The organism is Herbihabitans rhizosphaerae, assembly GCF_004216555.1.
Taxonomy (GTDB): domain Bacteria; phylum Actinomycetota; class Actinomycetes; order Mycobacteriales; family Pseudonocardiaceae; genus Herbihabitans; species Herbihabitans rhizosphaerae.
Map to the genome: position 1 here is coordinate 147,748 of NZ_SGWQ01000012.1, position 17,050 is coordinate 164,797.

Below are 17,050 nucleotides of genomic sequence, written 5' to 3' on the forward strand. Positions count from 1 at the left end.
CGTCCTCGGCCATGGCGACCAGGTGTCAGTAGCGGTCGGTGTCCCGACGCTTCTGGGGACGCCCACGGCGGTCGGCCTGACGGCCGGACTGTCCGCGCCGCTCGGGGTGCCCACCGCGCCGGTCGCCCTGCGCGCCGCCTCGCCACTCCGACTGTCCGCCACGGCCTTCCGGCTTGTGCGCCCGGCCGCCGCGCCGCTCACCGCGCGGCGACGGCCCGCGGTGGCGCGAACCCGGAGCGGACCTGGACCGGTTGGAACGTGCCGGCGCCGGCTCGGCGACCGGCTCGCCGCTCGGCGTGCGCGCGCCGGCGATCGTGGCGAGCGCGTCGTCGCCCGGCCGCACCTTGGTCGTGGTCGCGTCGACGCCGGCCTTCTCGGTCATCCGGCGCACGGTCCGCCGCTCCTCGAACGTCACCAGCGTCACCACCGTGCCGGACGCGCCGGCACGCGCCGTCCGTCCCGCGCGGTGCAGGTAGTCCTTGGAGTCGGCCGGGGGATCGACGTGCAGCACCAGGCTCACGTCGTCCACGTGAATGCCGCGCGCGGCGACGTCGGTCGCCACGAGCACCGGCATGGTGCCGTCCTTGAACTGGCTGAGCACCCGGTTGCGGGCCGACTGCGTCTTGCCGCCGTGCAGCGCGCCGGCGAGCACACCGACCGCGCGCAACTTGCCGGCAAGCCGGTCGACGTGGTGCTTCGTGCGCACGAACATGATCGTGCGGCCTTCGCGCGCGGCGATCTCGGCAACGACGTCCTGCTTGTCCTGCCGGGAAAGCAGCAGCACGTGATGGTCCATTGTGGACACACTGGCGGTCACGGGTGCGACCGAGTGGGTCACCGGGTCGGTCAGGTACTTGCGCACCAGCGTGTCGACGTCGCCGTCCAGGGTGGCCGAGAACAGCAGCCGCTGGCCGTTCGGGTCGGTGAGGTCGAGGATCTCCCGCACCTGCGGCAGGAAGCCCATGTCGGACATCTGGTCCGCCTCGTCGACGGCGGTGTACCGCACCTCCGACAGGTCACAGGTGCGCTGCCGCACGTGGTCGGACAGCCGCCCGGGCGTGGCGATCAGCAGGTCGACGCCGCGCTCGAGCTGTTCGGCCTGCTTGCCGAACGACAGCCCGCCGACGACGGTGCGGCACCACAGGCCGAGCGACCTCGCCAGCGGCGACAGCGCGTCGGACACCTGGATGGCCAGCTCGCGCGTCGGCACCAGCACCAGGGCGCGCGGCCGGCGTGGCGTGGCCTTGCCACCGTCCAAACGGGACAGCAGGGCGAGGCCGAACGCCAGCGTCTTGCCGGAGCCGGTCTGCGCGCGGCCGAGCACGTCGCGCCCGGCGAGCGCGTCCGGAAGGGTGGACGCCTGGATCGGGAACGGTGTGGTGATGCCGGCGTTGTGCAGAGCCTTGCGCAGCGGCTGCGCGAGGCCGAGCTCGTCGAACGAGCTGATCGGCGCGGCCGCCTTCGCGGTCTGGCGGTGCCTTGGCTTGCGATCTGTGTTGTCGCGCGCGGGCATGGTTGAACTGGTCACGGGGTCCTCTCCGAGAGTGGCACGTCTCGGCAGGCCCCGCCATCAGTGGCGGCGGTCATTCACGCGGACGAGCCCGGCGCACGGTGCGCCGTTTCAGGGGTGAGCATCGCTGCCTTCCGGCCGGCGATGGTGCCTTGCCGGGCAAGGAGCGGCCATCTACGCCACTCGCGATGCTTAGCAAAGCTTAGCATGGCCCATCGGTCACCTCATTCCGGCCGTCGCGATCAGGTCCGCGGTCAGCGCACCGGGGTCCGCTTCCGCCTCCGGCATCCCGCGCGCGTGGAACCAGCGGGCGATGTTGGCGACATCGCGAGCCAGGAACTCCGCGCCGCTCGGGTTCGCCACCACGTCGACGAGCTGCGGCATGTCGATCAGCATCAGCTGGCCGTCGAGCACCAGGATGTTGTACGCGGACAGGTCGCCGTGTGTGACTCCTTGGGACGCAAGGAGATCCAGCGTCGCGGTGAGCTGGTGCCACAGCTCGGACAGCTCGTCCGCGCTCGGGCGCAACTGGGCCAGCCGGGGTGCCGCGGAGCCGTCGGCCTCGGCCAGGTACTCCATCAGCAGCTCGGTCCCGTCCCGCTGCACCGGGTACGGCACCGGGGCGCCGACCGACCACAACCGGGTCAGCGCCGCGAACTCGGCGACCGCCCACTGCTCGGCGATCAGGTTGCGGCCGAACGCCGTGCGGTTGGCGATCGCGCGCGTCTCGCGCGACCGGCGCATCCTGCGGCCCTCCAGATAGCCGGCGTCCCGGTGGAACAGCCGGTGCTCGGAGCTGCGGTAGCGCTTGGCGGCCAGCAGGCACTCCCTGAGGCCCAGCGCTCGCCGGATCAGTGAGACGTCGGCCTCCTTGCCGGTCTTGATCACTCCGAGCTCGTAGTCGGCCGCGGAGAGATCGGTCACCAGCCAGTCCGGCCGAGGGTGCGGGCCATGGTCGGCGCTGCCCCAGGTGGACCAGCGGTCGGCTCCGGCCGGGAGGTCCGACGTGACCAGGGCGGCTTCGCGGTCGCGGGCCAGTCGCCCGCGCTCCTCCAGGGTGAGCCGGCCGGTTCGGCGCGGCTGCGGCTCGTCGTCGAAACGCCGCCGGCGGGACCGGCGCGCGTCGGGGTTGTCGTCGAATTCGTCGAAATGGTCGTACTTCTCGTGCTCGCGCACTGGGGAACTCCTAGAGACAGGCCCCGCGCGCGAGCGCTCAACGCATCAGCGGCGGCGGGGAGAAAATGGTGGACGGGACGGCGCCACGTCACGGACAGCGTCTGACATCTGGCACCTCCTCGGTCCACCGGCTCGCGCGCCGGTCCTGACAACGAGACAAGATTGCCCTGCCGGCGAATCGGCTCGCAACCGAATTAACGGACCTGTGCCGCGAGCCCGTCCAGCATCCACCGCAGTCCGATCTCGAACAGCCGGTCCAGGTCGAGATCGAAGTCGTCGCCGGCGATCAGTTCGGTGAACATCGGGAAGTCGCCGCCGGCGAGAATCCGCTGCATCGCCGGCTGCTGTGTCTCCACCCACTCGTCGCTGGTGACGCCGGTCGCGTCCTGCGCCTGTGCCTCGTACTCCAGGTTGATCGCGATACCGCGCACGAAGGTGAACACCGAGATGGCGACGTAGAGCATGGTGGACGGATCGAGACCGCGCCCGTGCAGCGCGCGGAGCGTCCATTCGGTGTGCGGCAACAGGTTTCGCGCGAACTGCGGTCTGGTCACCGACAGCGCGGGCGCGAGCCACGGGTGCCTGCGGTGGATCGCCCACTGGACCCGTGCGGACACCTCGATCATGGCGCGCCAGCCGTCCGGGGCCGGCTCGGGCAGCGGCTGCTCGCCGAACACCACGTCCGCCATGTGCAGCAGCAGATCGTCCTTTGTGGACACATGGCGGTACAGCGACATGGTGGCCACGCCGAGTTCGGCGGCCACCCGGCGCATGGACAGCGCGGCGATGCCCTCCCGATCGGCCACCTCGACGGCCGCGGCCACGACGCGGGACAGGGTCAGGTCCCGGTCGGTGCGCCGGGCGGCGACGCGAACGGGCCGCGCGGCCGCGGGCTGGCCCGCGACCACCGTGCCGACGCCGGGGACGGCGCGCACCAGCCCGTCCTGCCGCAGTGCCGCCAGGGCTTTGGTGGCGGTCGCCATGGCGACGTTCCAGTCCTTGGTGAGCTGCCGGGTGGACGGCACGCGATCGCCCGGACGCAGGCTGCCGCTCTCGATCTGGTCGCGGATGCCGGCCGCGATGCGCGCGTAGGGCGGGTCCGGTCGGCTCGACATGCGGTCATCGTACTAGTGCATGCCAGGGCAAAGGCCCAGGATCTCAGGTCTGTACGGCGTACGCTTTGCAATCTCCTTTGCAGTTGGAACCCGCGGCCCGCCGGTCGAGTCAAAGGCCGGGACGAGGGGAGAACGGGATGTTCGGGGACGACCTGGCGGCCACGGTCGCGGTCAACGGGGCACTGGTGGCGGTGTTGATCGCGGTCGGTCTCGGCGTGCGTGCGCTCGCCACGCGGGCCGACGCGGCCACTGCGCCGGAGCGGCCGCTGACCGTCGACGAGCTGGCCTACCTCGCCGGCGGTCCCAGGCGGGTCGTGCAGACCGCGTTGGCCAGGATGATCGAGGCCGGTGTGTTGCGGCCGTCTCGCCATGGTCAGGTCTCCGGCACGCGGTGGCCGGCCGAAGGTCCGGTGGACAAGGCGATCGTCGTGATGGTCGAGGCGTCCGGCAGCGCGAACGTGCCCCGGCTGGTCCGCGCGGTGGGCAGCGGGCCGGAGGTGGAGGCGATCGGCGCGTGGCTGCGGGCGCGTGGGCTCGCGGTGCCGCTGTCCCGTGCGCGGCTCGCGCAGCGGGTGCCGCAGTGGTTGATCCCCGTCGCGTTCGCGCTGTGCGCGATCCAGTTCATCGCCGGCGGTCGTGGCGCCGGCCCGTCCGATTTCGTGCTGGTCGGCACGGTGATCGTCATGGTTCTGGTCGCTCAAGGGTTCAAGCGGCTGCCGTTCCCGATCGCCACGCGCGCCGGTCGGCGGGTGCTGGTGGCGGCGAGGAATGCCGCGTCGCCGCACGGGCGGCGCAGGCCGATGGTCGGCATACTCGGCGGGGCGACCGGGCTCGTGCTGCTCGGCGGCCTGTCCGCGTTCCCCGACCCGACGATCCGTGACGCGCTCGCCGCGCGGCCGCCGGTGGACGGCGGTGGAGGCGGCGGCTGCGGGTCGGCGTGCGCCACCGGCTGCGGCAGCGCGTGCAACTCCAGTGGCTGTGGCGCCGGGAGCGGCTGCGGCTCCAGCGGCGGTGGCTGTGGCGGAGGTGGCTGTGGCGGAGGTGGTGGCTGCGGCGGCGGGGGAGGCGGTGGCTGCGGCGGTGGCAGCAGCTCCTAGTTGATCACGAGATCCAGCGCGTGCGGGTCGGTCTGTTCCAGGCGCAGGCCGGCCTTCGCCGCGATGCTGACGATGCCGCGCACCGTGCTCGGCTCGCGCGCTGCGGTGGCCAGCGCGGCGGCGAGCCTTCCCTTGTGCGCCTTGTTGAAATGGCTCACCGTCGTGCGCTTGCCGGTGCCGTCGGACACCACCCGCACGGTGATCGCGTGCGGCACGGCGGCCAGGTTGGCGTAGGTGCCCGACCGCAGATCGATCACCAGATCGTCCACAGTGGACAGTGTCTTCTCCAGCGGGCCACGCCACAGCGGACGCAGGCCGCCGAGGCCGGGCAGCGACGAGCCGCCGGAGAGCCGGTACGCCGGAATCGGATCGGCCGCCCGCACCACACCGAACAGCGCGGACGCCACCGCGAGCCGCTCGTCCGCGCGCGCCCGCTGCGCCCGGCGGAAACCGGCCACACCAAGCGTGTCGTAGAGCACGCCGGTGTACCGCTCGACGGCCGGCAGGGTGGGCGATGTGCGCAGCTCGCCGTTCAGCGCCACCTCGTCGGTCTGCCGCTCGGACAGCCCCAGCGCGGCCTGGCTCGCCGGCACGTCGGCGGCCAGCGTCACCAACGCCGACACCAGCCGCTCGCGCACGGCGTTCAGCTCGGGGAACGACAACGCGTCCGGATCCAGGGGTGCGCCGTCACCACCCGGCGCCTTGGTCTCCGACGGGGGAAGAAGCAGCAGCACGAGAGTGCACCCTACTGCGGCGTCGCGACCTCCATTTCCTGGCCGACACAGAACTCGTTGCCGTCCGGATCGGCGAGCACCGTCCAGGTCAGCCCGGGGACGGTGTGCTCGGCCAGTTCGGTGGCGCCGAGCCCGACCAGCCGCCGCACCTCGCCGAGCCGGTCGGCGGTGTGGAAGTCCGCGTGCACCCTGTTCTTGCCGGCCTTGGATTCCGGAACCTGTTGCAGCCCAAGGGAAACGCCGGTGCCCGCACGCGGCGTGAGCACCATGTAGAAGCCCTCGAAGTCCATCGCGACCTCGGCGTCCAGCGCCTTGGTCCAGAACTCGGCGAGCCCGCGCGGATTCGCACAGTCGACGGTGACCATGCCCAGTTCGATCGTCATGCCGGCACGCTACGACCGTCCACCGACAATCGCGGACCGGTAACCCGTTGGAGCTGATCAGGGGTGGCTCACTACTCTTTGCGGTGCTTCTGTGGCGCAGATCGCGCCGAGTGAGTCAAGGAGACGAATCGTGATCACCAGGATGTCATCGCTGTTCCTGCGAACCCTTCGCGAGGATCCGGCGGACGCCGAGGTGCCGAGCCACAAGCTGTTGGTGCGCGCCGGGTACGTCCGCCGCGTCGCACCGGGCGGCTACTCCTGGCTGCCGCTCGGGCTGCGCGTGCTGCGCCGCATCGAGGACATCGTGCGCGACGAGATGAACGGGATCGGCGCGCAGGAGATCCAGTTCCCCGCGCTGCTGCCCCGCGAGCCCTACGAGGCGACCGGCCGCTGGACCGAGTACGGCGACAGTCTTTTCCGGCTCAAGGACCGCAAAGGCCTCGACTACCTGCTCGGGCCCACCCACGAGGAGCTGTTCGCGCTCACCGCGAAGAGCGAGCTGTCCTCGTACAAGGACTACCCGGTGATCTTGTACCAGATCCAGACCAAGTACCGGGACGAGGCGCGTCCCCGTGCCGGAATCCTGCGCGGGCGGGAGTTCCTGATGAAGGACTCCTACTCCTTCGACCTGTCCGACGAGGGGCTGGAGCGGTCCTACCAGCTGCACCGGGACGCCTACGTCAGGATCTTCGACCGGCTCGGGCTGAAGTACGTGATCGTGAAGGCCACGTCGGGCGCGATGGGCGGCTCGGCCTCCGAGGAGTTCCTCGCCGAGGCGCCCACCGGTGAGGACACCTACGTGCGCAGCACCGAGTCCGGCTTCGCGGCCAACGTGGAGGCGGTGGTGACGCCGGCGCCGCCCGCACAGTCCACTGAGGACAAGCCTGCCGCGCAGGCGCACCCCACGCCGGACACGCCCACGATCGAGACGCTCGTCGCCTTCTTGAACGACTCCAGCCTCAACACGAAGGCGGACCTGGGTCGCACGTTCACCGCGGCGGACACGTTGAAGAACGTGCTGCTGAAGGTGCGCCGGCCTGGCGACGAGGAGTGGCAGCTGCTGGCCGTCGGCCTGCCCGGCGACCGCGAGGTCGACCAGAAGCGGCTCGAGGCGTCGCTGGAGCCCGCCGAGGTGGCCATGCTCGAGGAGGCCGACTTCGCCGCGAACCCCTTCCTGGTGAAGGGCTACATCGGCCCGAAAGCCTTGCAGGACAACGGGGTTCGCTACCTGGTCGACCCTCGCGTCGTGACCGGGACGGCGTGGGTCACCGGCGCGGACAAGGTCGACCACCACGTGGTGGACCTGGTGTGCGGGCGCGACTTCACCCCGGACGGCACGATCGAGGCCGCCGAGGTGCGTGAGGGTGACCCTTCACCCGACGGCAAGGGCACCCTGGTCGCCGCGCGCGGCATCGAGATCGGGCACGTGTTCCAGCTCGGCCGCAAGTACGCCGACGCGTTCGAGCTGGACGCGCTGGACGAGAACTCCAAGCTGGTGCGGATCACCATGGGGTCCTACGGCGTCGGCGTGTCCCGGCTGGTCGCCGTGATCGCCGAGCAGAGCCACGACGAGCACGGGCTGGTGTGGCCGCGCGAGGTGGCGCCGTTCGACGTGACCGTGGTGATCGCGGGCAAGTCCGACGAGCAGATCGCGGCGGCCGAGAAGATCGCCGACGAGCTGGACTCGGCCGGTGTGCGGGTGCTGCTCGACGACCGCAAGGCGAGCCCCGGCGTGAAGTTCGCCGACGCGGAACTCGTTGGCGTGCCGACGATTCTGGTGGTCGGGCGCGGTCTGGCCAACGGTGTCGTGGAGGTCAAGGACCGCCGGTCCGGCGAGCGCGAGGAGATCGCGGTGGACGGCGTGGTCGGTCACCTCACCGCGCTGGTCCGCGGCTGACCCGCGCGGTCAGCGGAGCGGGCGCAGGCTCGCGATCACCTTGTCGAGTACGGCGGGCGGCGGCGCGTTCGGCGTCTGGTGGTCGGCCTCGATCAGGAAGACCACCGTGCGCGTGCCGCTGGCGAAGCCGACCGCGGTCAACTGGATCGTCGGCGGGTTGCAGTCGTCCGCCTTGCCGACGTTGAGCGCGACGGTGGCGACGGTGGCCTGGATCGAGCCCTGCGCGACGGGTTTCGTACTGGTTTGCGGTGGGCTGGGCACCGCGCCCTGGATCCCCGCCGCGAGGTTCTCCGCCCAGCCCTTCGCGGCCTCGGTCGCCGCCGCCGCCGGATCGGTCGGCCTGCGCTGCGCGATGAACCCCATGCGGGCTCTGCGTGACTCGGGGTGTCCACCGCAAGCGCCCTGCTTGTAGGTGGTGATGACGTGCATCTCCATCGGCCGCAGGCGGTAGCCCTGGAACCTGGCCGGCTCGGCCAGCCAGTCCTTGTCGGGTGGCACCGAGTAGGAGGCGCCGTGCGGCCGGCTCGGCACGATCAGCCAGCCGTTCGCGTCCTTCTCGAGTTCGGGCCTCGGCGGTTGGTCGCCGGGGCTCGGCTCGGCCTCGTCGGTCGGCTGCTGGCCGGCGGAGGTCTGTGTGCCGCCGCCCTTGTCACGGTTGACCAGGATCAGCGTGGTGGCGACACCGGCTCCGACCAGCAGTACCGCGATCAGCGTGACGATCAGCGGCGTGCGGCTGCGCCGAGGCGGGGGCGGCGGTGCGGGGTACGGCGGCGGGTAGTGACCATACGGGCCGGGCTGGCTCATGGGGCGTCACCTTACGGAGAGGGGAGGGTCGTCGTGTCCGTTTCGGGTGTTTTCACCCGCGCCGGTAACTGGTGACGATCTTCTCCAGGTCGGCCTCCGACACCGCGTCGGGCACGCCCTGGTCGCTGTGCGCGAACAGCAGCACCGAGCCGGTGGCGGGGGCCGTGGCCGGTACGCCCATCACCACGACCGTGCCGGCCGGCGACAGGCAGGGGTGCGGCGGCGTCACCTTGGTCGCCCGCGCGATGACCACGAACGCCTGCACGCCGCCGGTGAGGGTGACCGGCCTCGGCTCGGATACCGCGGTGGTGGTCGGCGGGGCGCCGGGCGCGGACAGGTAGCCGATCTGCATCGCCTTCTGCGCCACGGCCTTCGCCGCCGCCCCGGCCGAGCTGTCCTGGTGCGCGGTCACACCGGCGGCCGCGCGCACCTTGCCCGGCTTCTCCTGGCAGTACCCCGGCTTGGTCACCGCGGCGACGTCCAGTGTGATCTGGCCACCACCCAGTTCGGGATTGCCGTACGCCACGTTCATCCGCTTGTCGCCGACATCGAACTCCCAGGTCGGCGGCACGTCGTAGGCGTTGGGCGAGTTCGGGAACACCACCGCGCGCCAGCCCGGGACGATGGCCGGCTTGGTGGCCGGCGCCTCCAGTGGGTTGGACGGCCTCGTGGTCGTCGGCGCGGGCGCGGTGGTGGTCCGCACCGTCGTGGTGGCCGACGTCGTGGCCGGCGGGGGAGCGCTTCGCGGCTCGTCCTGGCTGTTGAGCAGCACGACGGCGACCGTGGCGACCACGGCGACGACGATCACCGTGCACAGCACCGGCACCAGCCACTTGCGCGGGCGGCGGGGCGGTTCAGGTTGACCGAACGCCCCGAGACCCTGGTATCCGCCACTCGGAAAGCTGCCGCTCGGCTCGTGCACGGGCGACAGGGTAGCCACGCCTCGGGTCAGCCGAGCAGCGTGGTCACCACCGCCGGGGTGTCGGACAGGTCGGTGAGCACGGCGTGCGCGCCCGACTCGGCGAGCAGGCCGGCCGAGTGCCGCCCGGTGGCCACGCCGATCGCGACCGCGCCGTGGTGCAGCGCGCACGCCACGTCGTTCGGGGTGTCCCCGATGACCACGACGTCGGCCGGCGCGAAAGCGTTGCCGTGCTTGGCTTCCGCGAGGTTCATCGCGTGCGCGACGAGGTCGTGCCGGTGTTCGGACAGCGATCCGTAGCCGCCGATCGCGAAGTCCACGTGGTGGTGCAGGTCCAGCGCGGACAGCTTGTGGTCGGCCAGTTCCGGCAGGTTCCCGGTGACCAGCGACTGCACCACGTCGTCCCGGCCGGCGAGCGTCTTCAGGACGGCGGCCGCGCCGGGCAGTGCGCGCCCGCGTTCGTGCAGCGTGTCCCGCGCCTCGGTGGAGATCGCCACCAGCTCGGTGAACAGGCTCTGCACGTGCTCCTCGCGGTGATCGACGCCGTGCGCGGCGAGCATCTCGGCGACGATGCCGCGCTCGGTGCGGCCGGGGAACGTCGGATGGTGCGTCATCTCCACGCCGAGCGCCCTGGTCATCGCGATCGCGTACCACTCCCGGCCGATTCCGCTGTAGTCGACCAGCGTCAGGTCGACGTCCCAGAGGACGAGCTTGGCCATCAGTCGACCAGCCGCGCGGTGTCGAGGATCTTCTGCAGGTCGGCCTCCGGGGCGGACGGCGGGGTCGCCGGCCCACCCTGCAGGTCGATGTTCACCATCAGCATCACGTACTTGTCCTTGTAGTCCAGCGCGAGTATCGACAGCTTGCTCCTCGTGGCCAGGCACGGGTTCGAGCCGGTGGTGACGATCGCGTCGACCTGGACGCCGGTGACCTGCAGCCCGCCCTTGGCCGTTCGGGTGACCGGCCTGGCCGGCTGCGCCTGCACCTGGGTGTCGGTCGCCGAGTCGTAGAACTCCTGGCTGAGCGCGATCGCCAGGTCGCCGGCGGCCTTGGCGATGTCCGAGCGTGGAGTGGCGACGCTGCCCAGCACGCCTCGGCTGAAGCCGCCCTGCTTGCCGGCGACGTCGCACTGGTACGGAGTGAGGCTGGCCATCTTGTTGAGCGGGTTGTTCGGCAGCGCCTTGCTCGCCTGCGTGCCGGAGCCCTGAGTCCACTGTGGAGGGACGTCGTAGGCGAGGCCGATCTGCTCGTTGAGGATCCCCTGCCAGCCGGGCACCTGCGGCGCGATCGTGGCCAGCGGGTTGGTGGACCGCGTGGTCGTCGTGGTCGGTGCGCGGCTCGTCGTGGTGGTCACCGGCGGGCCGGCGGACGTGGTCGGCTGCGGGCCCTGCGTGGTCTGCTGCGGCTGGGCGGTGGTGTCCTTGCGGCTGACCAGCACGATCGTGGTGACCGCGCCGACGATCACCACCAGCGCGACGACCGAGAGGATGACCGTCCAATTCGGACGCTTGGGCGGCTTGCCCTCCGGTGGCTGCGTCCCCTGCGCGTCGAAGGCGCCCAAGCCCTGGTACTGCCCGCTGAACTGCCAGTTCTGCGAGCCGTCGCCCTGCCGCGCGAACCGGTCCTGCTCGTCGCCCGGATACGTCACCCCACGACCGTACCGTCACCCGGCTGATGGCCCGCCAGCGATCCTGGCCGTTCCGTGTGACGCTATTCAACGCGCGTTGACCGATTGTCCGTGCGTGTCGTATCGTCACGCTCGAATTCAACGCGTGATGAACTTATGAAGGAGCTGCTGAGATGGCGACGTCGAACACGCCCCGGCCCGTCGTGGTGGCCGTGCTGTTGTCGGTCGCCGGTGCGCTCGTGGCGGCCTTGATCGGGTTGCTGACGTTCGGCGCGCAGGCGACAGCCAGTCCGGACCACGTGCCGCTGGCCGTGGCCACACCGTCCGAAGGGCCGGCCGCCGCACCGCTGCGCGCGGCCGCCGAACGGCTCACCGCGCAGGGCGGCGACGCGGTCGGCTGGCGCGTCGTGACCGGCGGCGAGGGGCGGAAACTGTTGGCGGACAAGGAGGTCTACGGCGTACTCGAACTCGTCGCCGAGCCGACCGGCGAACTCCGCCCGACCGTGGTGCTCTCCGGCGCGGTCAACCCGTCGGCCACCCAGATCGCCCAACCGGCGCTCACCGGAGCCGCCCAGGGCATCGCCGCCGCGGCGCCCCGGCTGGCGCCCGGGGTCACCGTCGCGCCGGCGCAGACGATCACGCTGCACCCGGCCAGCGCCGCCGGTCGCACCGCCCCGCTCGGCGGCACCGCGCTGCTCTGGCTCGCCGGGCTGGTCGCCACCCTCGGGTCGACCGTCCTGATCACCCGGGCCGGCAAGCGGGTCGGCATCGGCAGCCGGCTCACCGTGCTGGTGGGCGTCAGCGTGCTCGGCGTCGCCGTGGTCGCCGGGCTCCTCAGCTGGTGGGACTCGTCGCTGCCGCTGAACCCCGAGGTGATCGGCTTCCTGCTGCTCACCGCGGTCGCGTTCGCCGCCGTGCAGGGCGGGCTGGTGCGGCTGCTCGGCATCCGGGCGGCGGCCATCCTCGGCCCGCTGTACCTGGTCGCGCCCGCGGTCGCCGGCCAGGTGCCCGAGCTGCTGAACCCGGCCTATCGCGCGGTGCTCTGGTCGTGGACGCCGTTCCGGTTCTCCGCCGAGGGGCTGCGCAGCCTGCTGCAGGGCACGCCGGACGCGCCGGACGTGCGCACCGGCGTGATCGTGCTCGGCGCGATGGCCGTCGGCGGTCTGCTGGTGATGCTGATCCCCGGGCGGCGCTCAGCCGGCGAGGTAGCTCAGTCGCACACGCCGAACGGGGTTGTCGACGTTGGTGTCGACGAGGCAGATCGACTGCCAGGTGCCCAGGGCGAGGCGGCCGTCGAGGACCGGAACACTGGCGTAGGGCGGCACGAACGCCGGTAGCACGTGATCGCGGCCGTGGCCCGCCGATCCGTGCCGGTGGCGCCACCGGTCGTCGCGGGGGAGCACGTCGCCGAGGGCGGCGAGCAGGTCGTCGTCGCTCCCGGCACCGGTCTCGATGATCGCCAGGCCGGCCGTCGCGTGCGGCGCCCACACGTGCAGCAGGCCGTCCACCGCGTCCGCCTCGGTCAGGAACCGCTGGCAGGTCTCGGTCAGGTCGTGCACCACCTCGCGCGACCCGGTGCGGACCTCGATCTCTTCGCTGTGCACGCCTGAAAGCGTAGGGACTCTCAGCCGGCGGCGGTGGACCGAGCCAGGTTCGCGGTGGCCATCGCGGCCGCGCGGCGCACCTGCTCGGCGATCACCGGCAGCCGTCGCGCGTCCAGTACCGACACCCCGAGCGCCGCGACGATCTCGCCGGACGGCACGCGGATCGGCGCGGCCACACAGCTCACCGAGTCCAGGTACACCTCGTCGAACGCGATGCCGTCCGTGCGGGACCGGATGATCAGCCGTCGCCACTCCCGCTCGGTGTAGCGGCCGGGCGCGCTCGGTGTCGCCGGCGTGGTCAGGATCTGCTCGGCCGCGGTGGCCGGCGGCAACACGGCGCCGCGGTACAGCGGAAAGACGTCGTGCACCTCACCGGTCATGCCGCCGACGACCACGAGGTCGTCGCCCTCGGTCACCGTCACGGTGAGGCTGGCGCCCGGCGCGGCCACCGCCAGCTCCCGCAGCGGGCGGGCGGTCGCGGCGCGCAGGGCGGTGTCGGGCTGCCACGCCTGGCCGATGCGGACCATTCGCGATCCGATCCGGTAGGTCCTGCCCTGGCGCTGGACCGAACCGAGCGCCACGAGCTGATCGAGCAGCCGGTGCGCGGTCGCCTTGGGTAATCCGGTCTCGGTGGCCAGCGTGCTCAGCGCGGCCTCGCCGTGCCTGGTGAGGACCTCGAGCAGGGCGAACGCGCCTTCGAGCACGCCTCGCCCACCCGATCTCCGGATGACCTGGACAGATTCCCGCTCGATCATTTCCCGAACCCCCCGTCCGCGATGTTCTGAGAATACGAGTGCACCAGAAGGAACGCACTCGTATTCGGTGTCGGTCCGCTCAGCGGAACGGCTTCTTCCACCGGTCGTCCGCACGCCCGAGTACTTCGCGAGTAATCCGTGAGGTTGAGACGGCCGCCAGCGGTAATCCGGTGGCGGGCGTCGGTACGGTCGACAGTATGCGCACCGCGTTCGGCAAGACGTTCGACAACGATCCCGGTTTCCTCAACACGGCCAGCATCGGCGTGCCGCCCCGTGACGCGGTCGAGGAGCTGACCGCGGCGGTCGAGCGGTGGCGTACCGGGGCGAAGATTCCCGACTACGGCGACCACGGCGACATCGCGAAGCAGGCCTGGGCGCGGATCGTCGGCGTGCCGGCGGAAACCGTCGCGCTCGGCGGCTCCGTGGCTCAGTTGGTCGGGCTCGTCGCGTCCAACCTGCCGGACGGCGCGCGGGTGCTGGTGGTCAAGCAGGAGTTCACCAGCGTCGCGTTCCCCTTTGCCGCACAGGAACATCGCGGTGTGAAGGTGTCCGAAGTGGACGGTGCGGCGCTGGCGTCCACTGTGGACGGACACGACCTGGTCGCGGTGAGCGTGGTGCAGTCCGTCGACGGCACGATCGCCGACCTGGACGCGCTGCGGGACGCGGCGAAGGCCACCGGCGCGCGGGTGCTGCTGGACGTCAGCCAGGCGGCCGGCTGGCTGCCGCTGGACCTGTCCTGGGCGGATTTCGTGGTCGGCGCGAACTACAAGTGGCTGATGAGCCCGAAGGGCGCGTCCTGGCTCGCGGTCGCGCCCGGCGCGCTGGACTCGGTCACCCCGCACAACGCCGGCTGGTGGGCCGGCGAGGATCCGTGGACCTCGGCGTACGGGCTGCCGCTGCGGCTGGCCGGCACGGCGCGCAGGCTGGACGTGTCGCCGTCCTGGTTCGCCGCGGTCGGTTCGGCGGCCACGCTGCCCTGGATCGCCTCGCTGGACATGGCGGAGGTGCGGGAGCACTGCGTCGGGCTCGCGGACTCGGTGCTGGCCGGGCTCGGCCTGCCGCCGCGCGGTTCGGCGATCATCTCGCTGGACATGCCGGGCGGTGCCGAACGCCTCACTGAGACAGGTGTCACGTTCAGCCAGCGCGCCGGCCGGATCCGGTTGGCGTTTCACCTGTACAACACGGCGGAGGATGTGGCGCTCGTGCTGCGGGCTTTGCGCTCCGAGTAACGAATGGGACCGGCCACTGACACGGCGATCCCGAGCCGATACGGTGGCTAGCCGTGTCCGATACCTACCGCACCTCTGGGCAGCTCCCGCTTGACGAGCTGGGTGCGGCGCCGTATGCCAACCAGCCGCCGCCACCGGCCGGGTACGGGCAGCAGCAGTATCACCAGCATCCGCCGACGGCGTACGGCCAGCCGGTCCGGCCGCAGGAACAGCGTGCTCCTGAGCCGCCTCGACGGGATCGGGACCGGATGGGGTGGGTCGTCAAGGGGCTCGGGTTGCTGGCGGTCGCCGTGGTGTCCGGGTTCGTGTGGTGGTTCTTCGCCAACGACTCGCCGGACGACTCGCCGTCGACGTCGTCTCAGGGGCCGGGGGTGCAGAAGCCGGCCAGCGAGTTCACCTACACGCCGTTGCGGGAGCCGGTGACGGACTCGAACTGTGCCGATCACGCGTACGGGAAGATCAAACAGTTCCTGGTCGGGACGCCGTGTTCGCAGTTGATGCGGTCGCTGTACTCGTTGCAGGACAGCGGGAAGCAGGTGCTCGTCTCGGTCGTGGTGGTGCGGATGCCGGACGTGGAAACGGCGACGTCGTTGAAGGCGCTCACCGACGAGGACAAGACGGGGAACGTGTACGACCTGGCCAGAGAGGGCACGGTCAAGGTGCCGGGCGGGCCGGAGTGGGTGGCGCACGGCGGGTACTCGTCCGGGCATTCTGGTCGCGATGTGGTCATTGTCGAGGCTGACTACTACGGGGCGAAGAAGGGTGATCAGCGGGACGAGGCGCGGCTGGATCGCATCAGCAAGGACGCGGTGCGGCTCGGTCCTGAGGTGGCTCGGTAGTTCGCGAGTTCCGCGCTGTGCACTGGCGAGTTCCGCGCTGTGCATCGGCTCGGGGGCGCACTTGGGGTGTGGCGGCGCGGAATTGTGCGGGCCGATTCTCACAAGTCAAGGGCGCCTACGGCGTCGCTTCGCGATTCCTCGCTAGCGCTCGTCACCCTGGACTTGCGAGCCTCGATCGGCCCTAACCGCAGGCGCTACGGGCAGGCTCCGCCTGCCTTTTGCCCGTACCGCGCCGCCACACTCTTTCTGCTTTTGATTCACCCCATAGTGGTGGGCCTTTTTCGGTAGAATCGAGGTATGAGGGGACAACAACTCATCGACGAGCTCCGGGCTCGCGAAACCCACATTCGACAACTCGAATATGAACGACTTCAACTCATCCACAAAATCCATGAGCAAGGCCTCGCGAAAGAAATGGGCGCCTACTCCACATCCTCGTTCCTGCGGGACACCGTGCGGATCACACCCGCCGACGCACGACGGCGAGTCGCCGACGCCAACGCCTTGTTCGGCTCCACCACACTGACCGGGCAGCCCATCGAAGCGCAGCTCCCCGTGGCGGCGCAGGCACTCGCCGCTGGAGTGATCAGCCGTGACCACGTGCAGGTCGTGCGCACCACCCTCGACACACTTCCCGACGAACATCACGCCGAGGTGGAGCAACTGCTCGTGGACGAGGCCGAGCGCTTCGACCCGGTGAAGCTCGGTAAGCTCGCCCTCCGGACGAGGGCGCACCTGCAGCCCGAACAGGTTGTCCTGGAAGAACAAGCCGCCCGCAAGCGGATGGAGTTCTCGATGGTCGAGGACGTCGACGGGACGATCATCGTGCGCGGGCGGCTCTCACCCGAATGCGCCGAAGTCCTCAAAGCCGCACTCTCCCCGCTCGCGAAACCGGCCGGGAAGGACGACGTCCGATCCGCCGCGCGACGGTGGGCCGAGGCGCTGGTCGAACTTGCGAATCGGGTGCTCGACTCGGACACGCTCCCGCAAGACGGCGGCAGGCGACCACACCTGGCGGTGACGATTTCCTACGAACAACTTCGCCACCAGATCGGCCTCGGCCACGGTGACTTCGGCGCGCAGATCACACCACAAACGATCCGGCAGATCGCCTGCGACGCCGGAATCACCCCCATCGTGCTGAACAGCGAAGGCCAACCACTCGACGTCGGACGCGAAGAACGACTCGTCACACAACACATCCGAGCAGCACTCATCGCCAGAGACAAAGGCTGCACATTCCCCGGATGCGACCGACCACCAGAATGGCAATACCGCTAAGTTAAGCTGCTCGTCTCTGTAGTTTGATGGTTGGCGGTCCGGTATGTCGAATGCCGCGTTCTGTTGGTTTCTTGACTCGG

General features: G+C 70.8%; 16 protein-coding genes and 1 pseudogene. 6 read left to right on the top strand and 11 right to left on the bottom strand.

Translation table 11 applies throughout. The features are described from left to right. Positions 1–25: 25 nt before the first annotated feature. The 3 genes from EV193_RS28180 to EV193_RS28190 form a co-directional block, all read right to left on the bottom strand. Complete coding sequence (locus EV193_RS28180) at positions 26–1,513, bottom strand: DEAD/DEAH box helicase (RefSeq protein WP_130347993.1); 1,488 nt, start codon at positions 1,511–1,513, stop codon at positions 26–28. Positions 1,514–1,729: 216 nt separating this feature from the next. After that, positions 1,730–2,686 (bottom strand): serine protein kinase RIO, encoded by a 957-nt coding sequence (locus EV193_RS28185; RefSeq protein ID WP_130347963.1) that lies wholly within the window; start codon positions 2,684–2,686, stop codon positions 1,730–1,732. A gap of 194 nt (positions 2,687–2,880) precedes the next feature. Beyond that, positions 2,881–3,801 (bottom strand): TetR/AcrR family transcriptional regulator C-terminal domain-containing protein, encoded by a 921-nt coding sequence (locus EV193_RS28190; protein WP_130347964.1) that lies wholly within the window; start codon positions 3,799–3,801, stop codon positions 2,881–2,883. A 137-nt stretch (positions 3,802–3,938) separates the two neighbouring features. On the opposite strand from EV193_RS28190, the gene EV193_RS28195 reads away from it, so the two are divergent. Further along, positions 3,939–4,898: a TIGR04222 domain-containing membrane protein gene (locus EV193_RS28195; RefSeq protein ID WP_130347965.1), complete on the top strand. Its 960-nt coding sequence runs from the start codon at positions 3,939–3,941 to the stop codon at positions 4,896–4,898. On the opposite strand, the gene yaaA is transcribed toward EV193_RS28195, so the two are convergent. Further along, positions 4,895–5,632, bottom strand: a complete 738-nt coding sequence (gene yaaA / locus EV193_RS28200) for a peroxide stress protein YaaA (RefSeq protein WP_130347966.1) — start codon at positions 5,630–5,632, stop codon at positions 4,895–4,897. The two genes, EV193_RS28195 and yaaA, sit on opposite strands and share 4 nt — an antisense overlap. Before the next feature lie 11 nt (positions 5,633–5,643). Continuing rightward, complete coding sequence (locus EV193_RS28205; protein ID WP_130347967.1) at positions 5,644–6,015, bottom strand: VOC family protein; 372 nt, start codon at positions 6,013–6,015, stop codon at positions 5,644–5,646. 130 nt (positions 6,016–6,145) lie between these two features. On the opposite strand from EV193_RS28205, the gene EV193_RS28210 reads away from it, so the two are divergent. After that, complete coding sequence (locus EV193_RS28210) at positions 6,146–7,912, top strand: proline--tRNA ligase (RefSeq protein WP_130347968.1); 1,767 nt, start codon at positions 6,146–6,148, stop codon at positions 7,910–7,912. 9 nt (positions 7,913–7,921) lie between these two features. Here the strand turns inward: EV193_RS28210 and EV193_RS28215 are convergent, their stop codons facing one another. From EV193_RS28215 to EV193_RS28230, 4 genes are read right to left on the bottom strand one after another with little or no spacing between them, the layout of a single operon-like run. Next, positions 7,922–8,716, bottom strand: a complete 795-nt coding sequence (locus EV193_RS28215) for a DUF8017 domain-containing protein (RefSeq protein WP_130347969.1) — start codon at positions 8,714–8,716, stop codon at positions 7,922–7,924. 52 nt (positions 8,717–8,768) lie between these two features. Then, positions 8,769–9,638, bottom strand: coding sequence for a DUF8017 domain-containing protein (locus EV193_RS28220; RefSeq protein WP_130347970.1), 870 nt, complete (start codon positions 9,636–9,638; stop codon positions 8,769–8,771). Between the two features lie 26 nt (positions 9,639–9,664). Continuing rightward, positions 9,665–10,354 carry an HAD family hydrolase gene (locus EV193_RS28225; protein ID WP_130347971.1) on the bottom strand — a complete coding sequence of 230 codons (690 nt, stop codon included), beginning with the start codon at positions 10,352–10,354 and terminating at the stop codon, positions 9,665–9,667. Next, entirely contained in the window at positions 10,354–11,283 is a 930-nt protein-coding gene (locus tag EV193_RS28230; protein ID WP_130347972.1) for a DUF8017 domain-containing protein, read from the bottom strand. Before EV193_RS28230 ends, EV193_RS28225 begins: the two co-directional genes overlap by 1 nt. A gap of 152 nt (positions 11,284–11,435) precedes the next feature. Between EV193_RS28230 and EV193_RS28235 the strand changes: the two are divergent. Continuing rightward, positions 11,436–12,512 (top strand): annotated as a pseudogene (locus tag EV193_RS28235) (ABC transporter permease); the annotation flags it as partial. Here the strand turns inward: EV193_RS28235 and EV193_RS28240 are convergent. Together EV193_RS28240 and EV193_RS28245 are read right to left on the bottom strand one after the other, a co-directional pair. Beyond that, positions 12,456–12,866: a secondary thiamine-phosphate synthase enzyme YjbQ gene (locus tag EV193_RS28240; protein ID WP_130347973.1), complete on the bottom strand. Its 411-nt coding sequence runs from the start codon at positions 12,864–12,866 to the stop codon at positions 12,456–12,458. The pseudogene EV193_RS28235 and the gene EV193_RS28240 sit on opposite strands and share 57 nt — an antisense overlap. 20 nt (positions 12,867–12,886) lie before the next feature. After that, positions 12,887–13,621: an IclR family transcriptional regulator gene (locus EV193_RS28245; RefSeq protein ID WP_130347974.1), complete on the bottom strand. Its 735-nt coding sequence runs from the start codon at positions 13,619–13,621 to the stop codon at positions 12,887–12,889. A 197-nt stretch (positions 13,622–13,818) separates the two neighbouring features. On the opposite strand from EV193_RS28245, the gene EV193_RS28250 reads away from it, so the two are divergent. From EV193_RS28250 to EV193_RS28260, 3 genes are all read left to right on the top strand, one after another. Continuing rightward, positions 13,819–14,850: an aminotransferase class V-fold PLP-dependent enzyme gene (locus EV193_RS28250; RefSeq protein ID WP_130347975.1), complete on the top strand. Its 1,032-nt coding sequence runs from the start codon at positions 13,819–13,821 to the stop codon at positions 14,848–14,850. A 53-nt stretch (positions 14,851–14,903) separates the two neighbouring features. After that, positions 14,904–15,689, top strand: a complete 786-nt coding sequence (locus tag EV193_RS28255; protein WP_130347976.1) for a hypothetical protein — start codon at positions 14,904–14,906, stop codon at positions 15,687–15,689. A gap of 297 nt (positions 15,690–15,986) precedes the next feature. Beyond that, on the top strand, positions 15,987–16,970 hold the full coding sequence (locus EV193_RS28260; protein WP_130347977.1) for a DUF222 domain-containing protein: 984 nt from the start codon (positions 15,987–15,989) through the stop codon (positions 16,968–16,970). Positions 16,971–17,050: the final 80 nt, after the last annotated feature.

Coding starts and splice junctions, on each gene's coding strand:
- EV193_RS28205 (WP_130347967.1), bottom strand. CDS start 6,015: ATGACGATCGAACTGGGCATGGTCACCGTCGACTGTGCGAATCCGCGC.
- EV193_RS28225 (WP_130347971.1), bottom strand. CDS start 10,354: ATGGCCAAGCTCGTCCTCTGGGACGTCGACCTGACGCTGGTCGACTAC.
- EV193_RS28260 (WP_130347977.1), top strand. CDS start 15,987: ATGAGGGGACAACAACTCATCGACGAGCTCCGGGCTCGCGAAACCCAC.
- EV193_RS28195 (WP_130347965.1), top strand. CDS start 3,939: ATGTTCGGGGACGACCTGGCGGCCACGGTCGCGGTCAACGGGGCACTG.
- EV193_RS28245 (WP_130347974.1), bottom strand. CDS start 13,621: ATGATCGAGCGGGAATCTGTCCAGGTCATCCGGAGATCGGGTGGGCGA.
- EV193_RS28250 (WP_130347975.1), top strand. CDS start 13,819: ATGCGCACCGCGTTCGGCAAGACGTTCGACAACGATCCCGGTTTCCTC.
- EV193_RS28190 (WP_130347964.1), bottom strand. CDS start 3,801: ATGTCGAGCCGACCGGACCCGCCCTACGCGCGCATCGCGGCCGGCATC.
- EV193_RS28215 (WP_130347969.1), bottom strand. CDS start 8,716: ATGAGCCAGCCCGGCCCGTATGGTCACTACCCGCCGCCGTACCCCGCA.
- EV193_RS28180 (WP_130347993.1), bottom strand. CDS start 1,513: ATGCCCGCGCGCGACAACACAGATCGCAAGCCAAGGCACCGCCAGACC.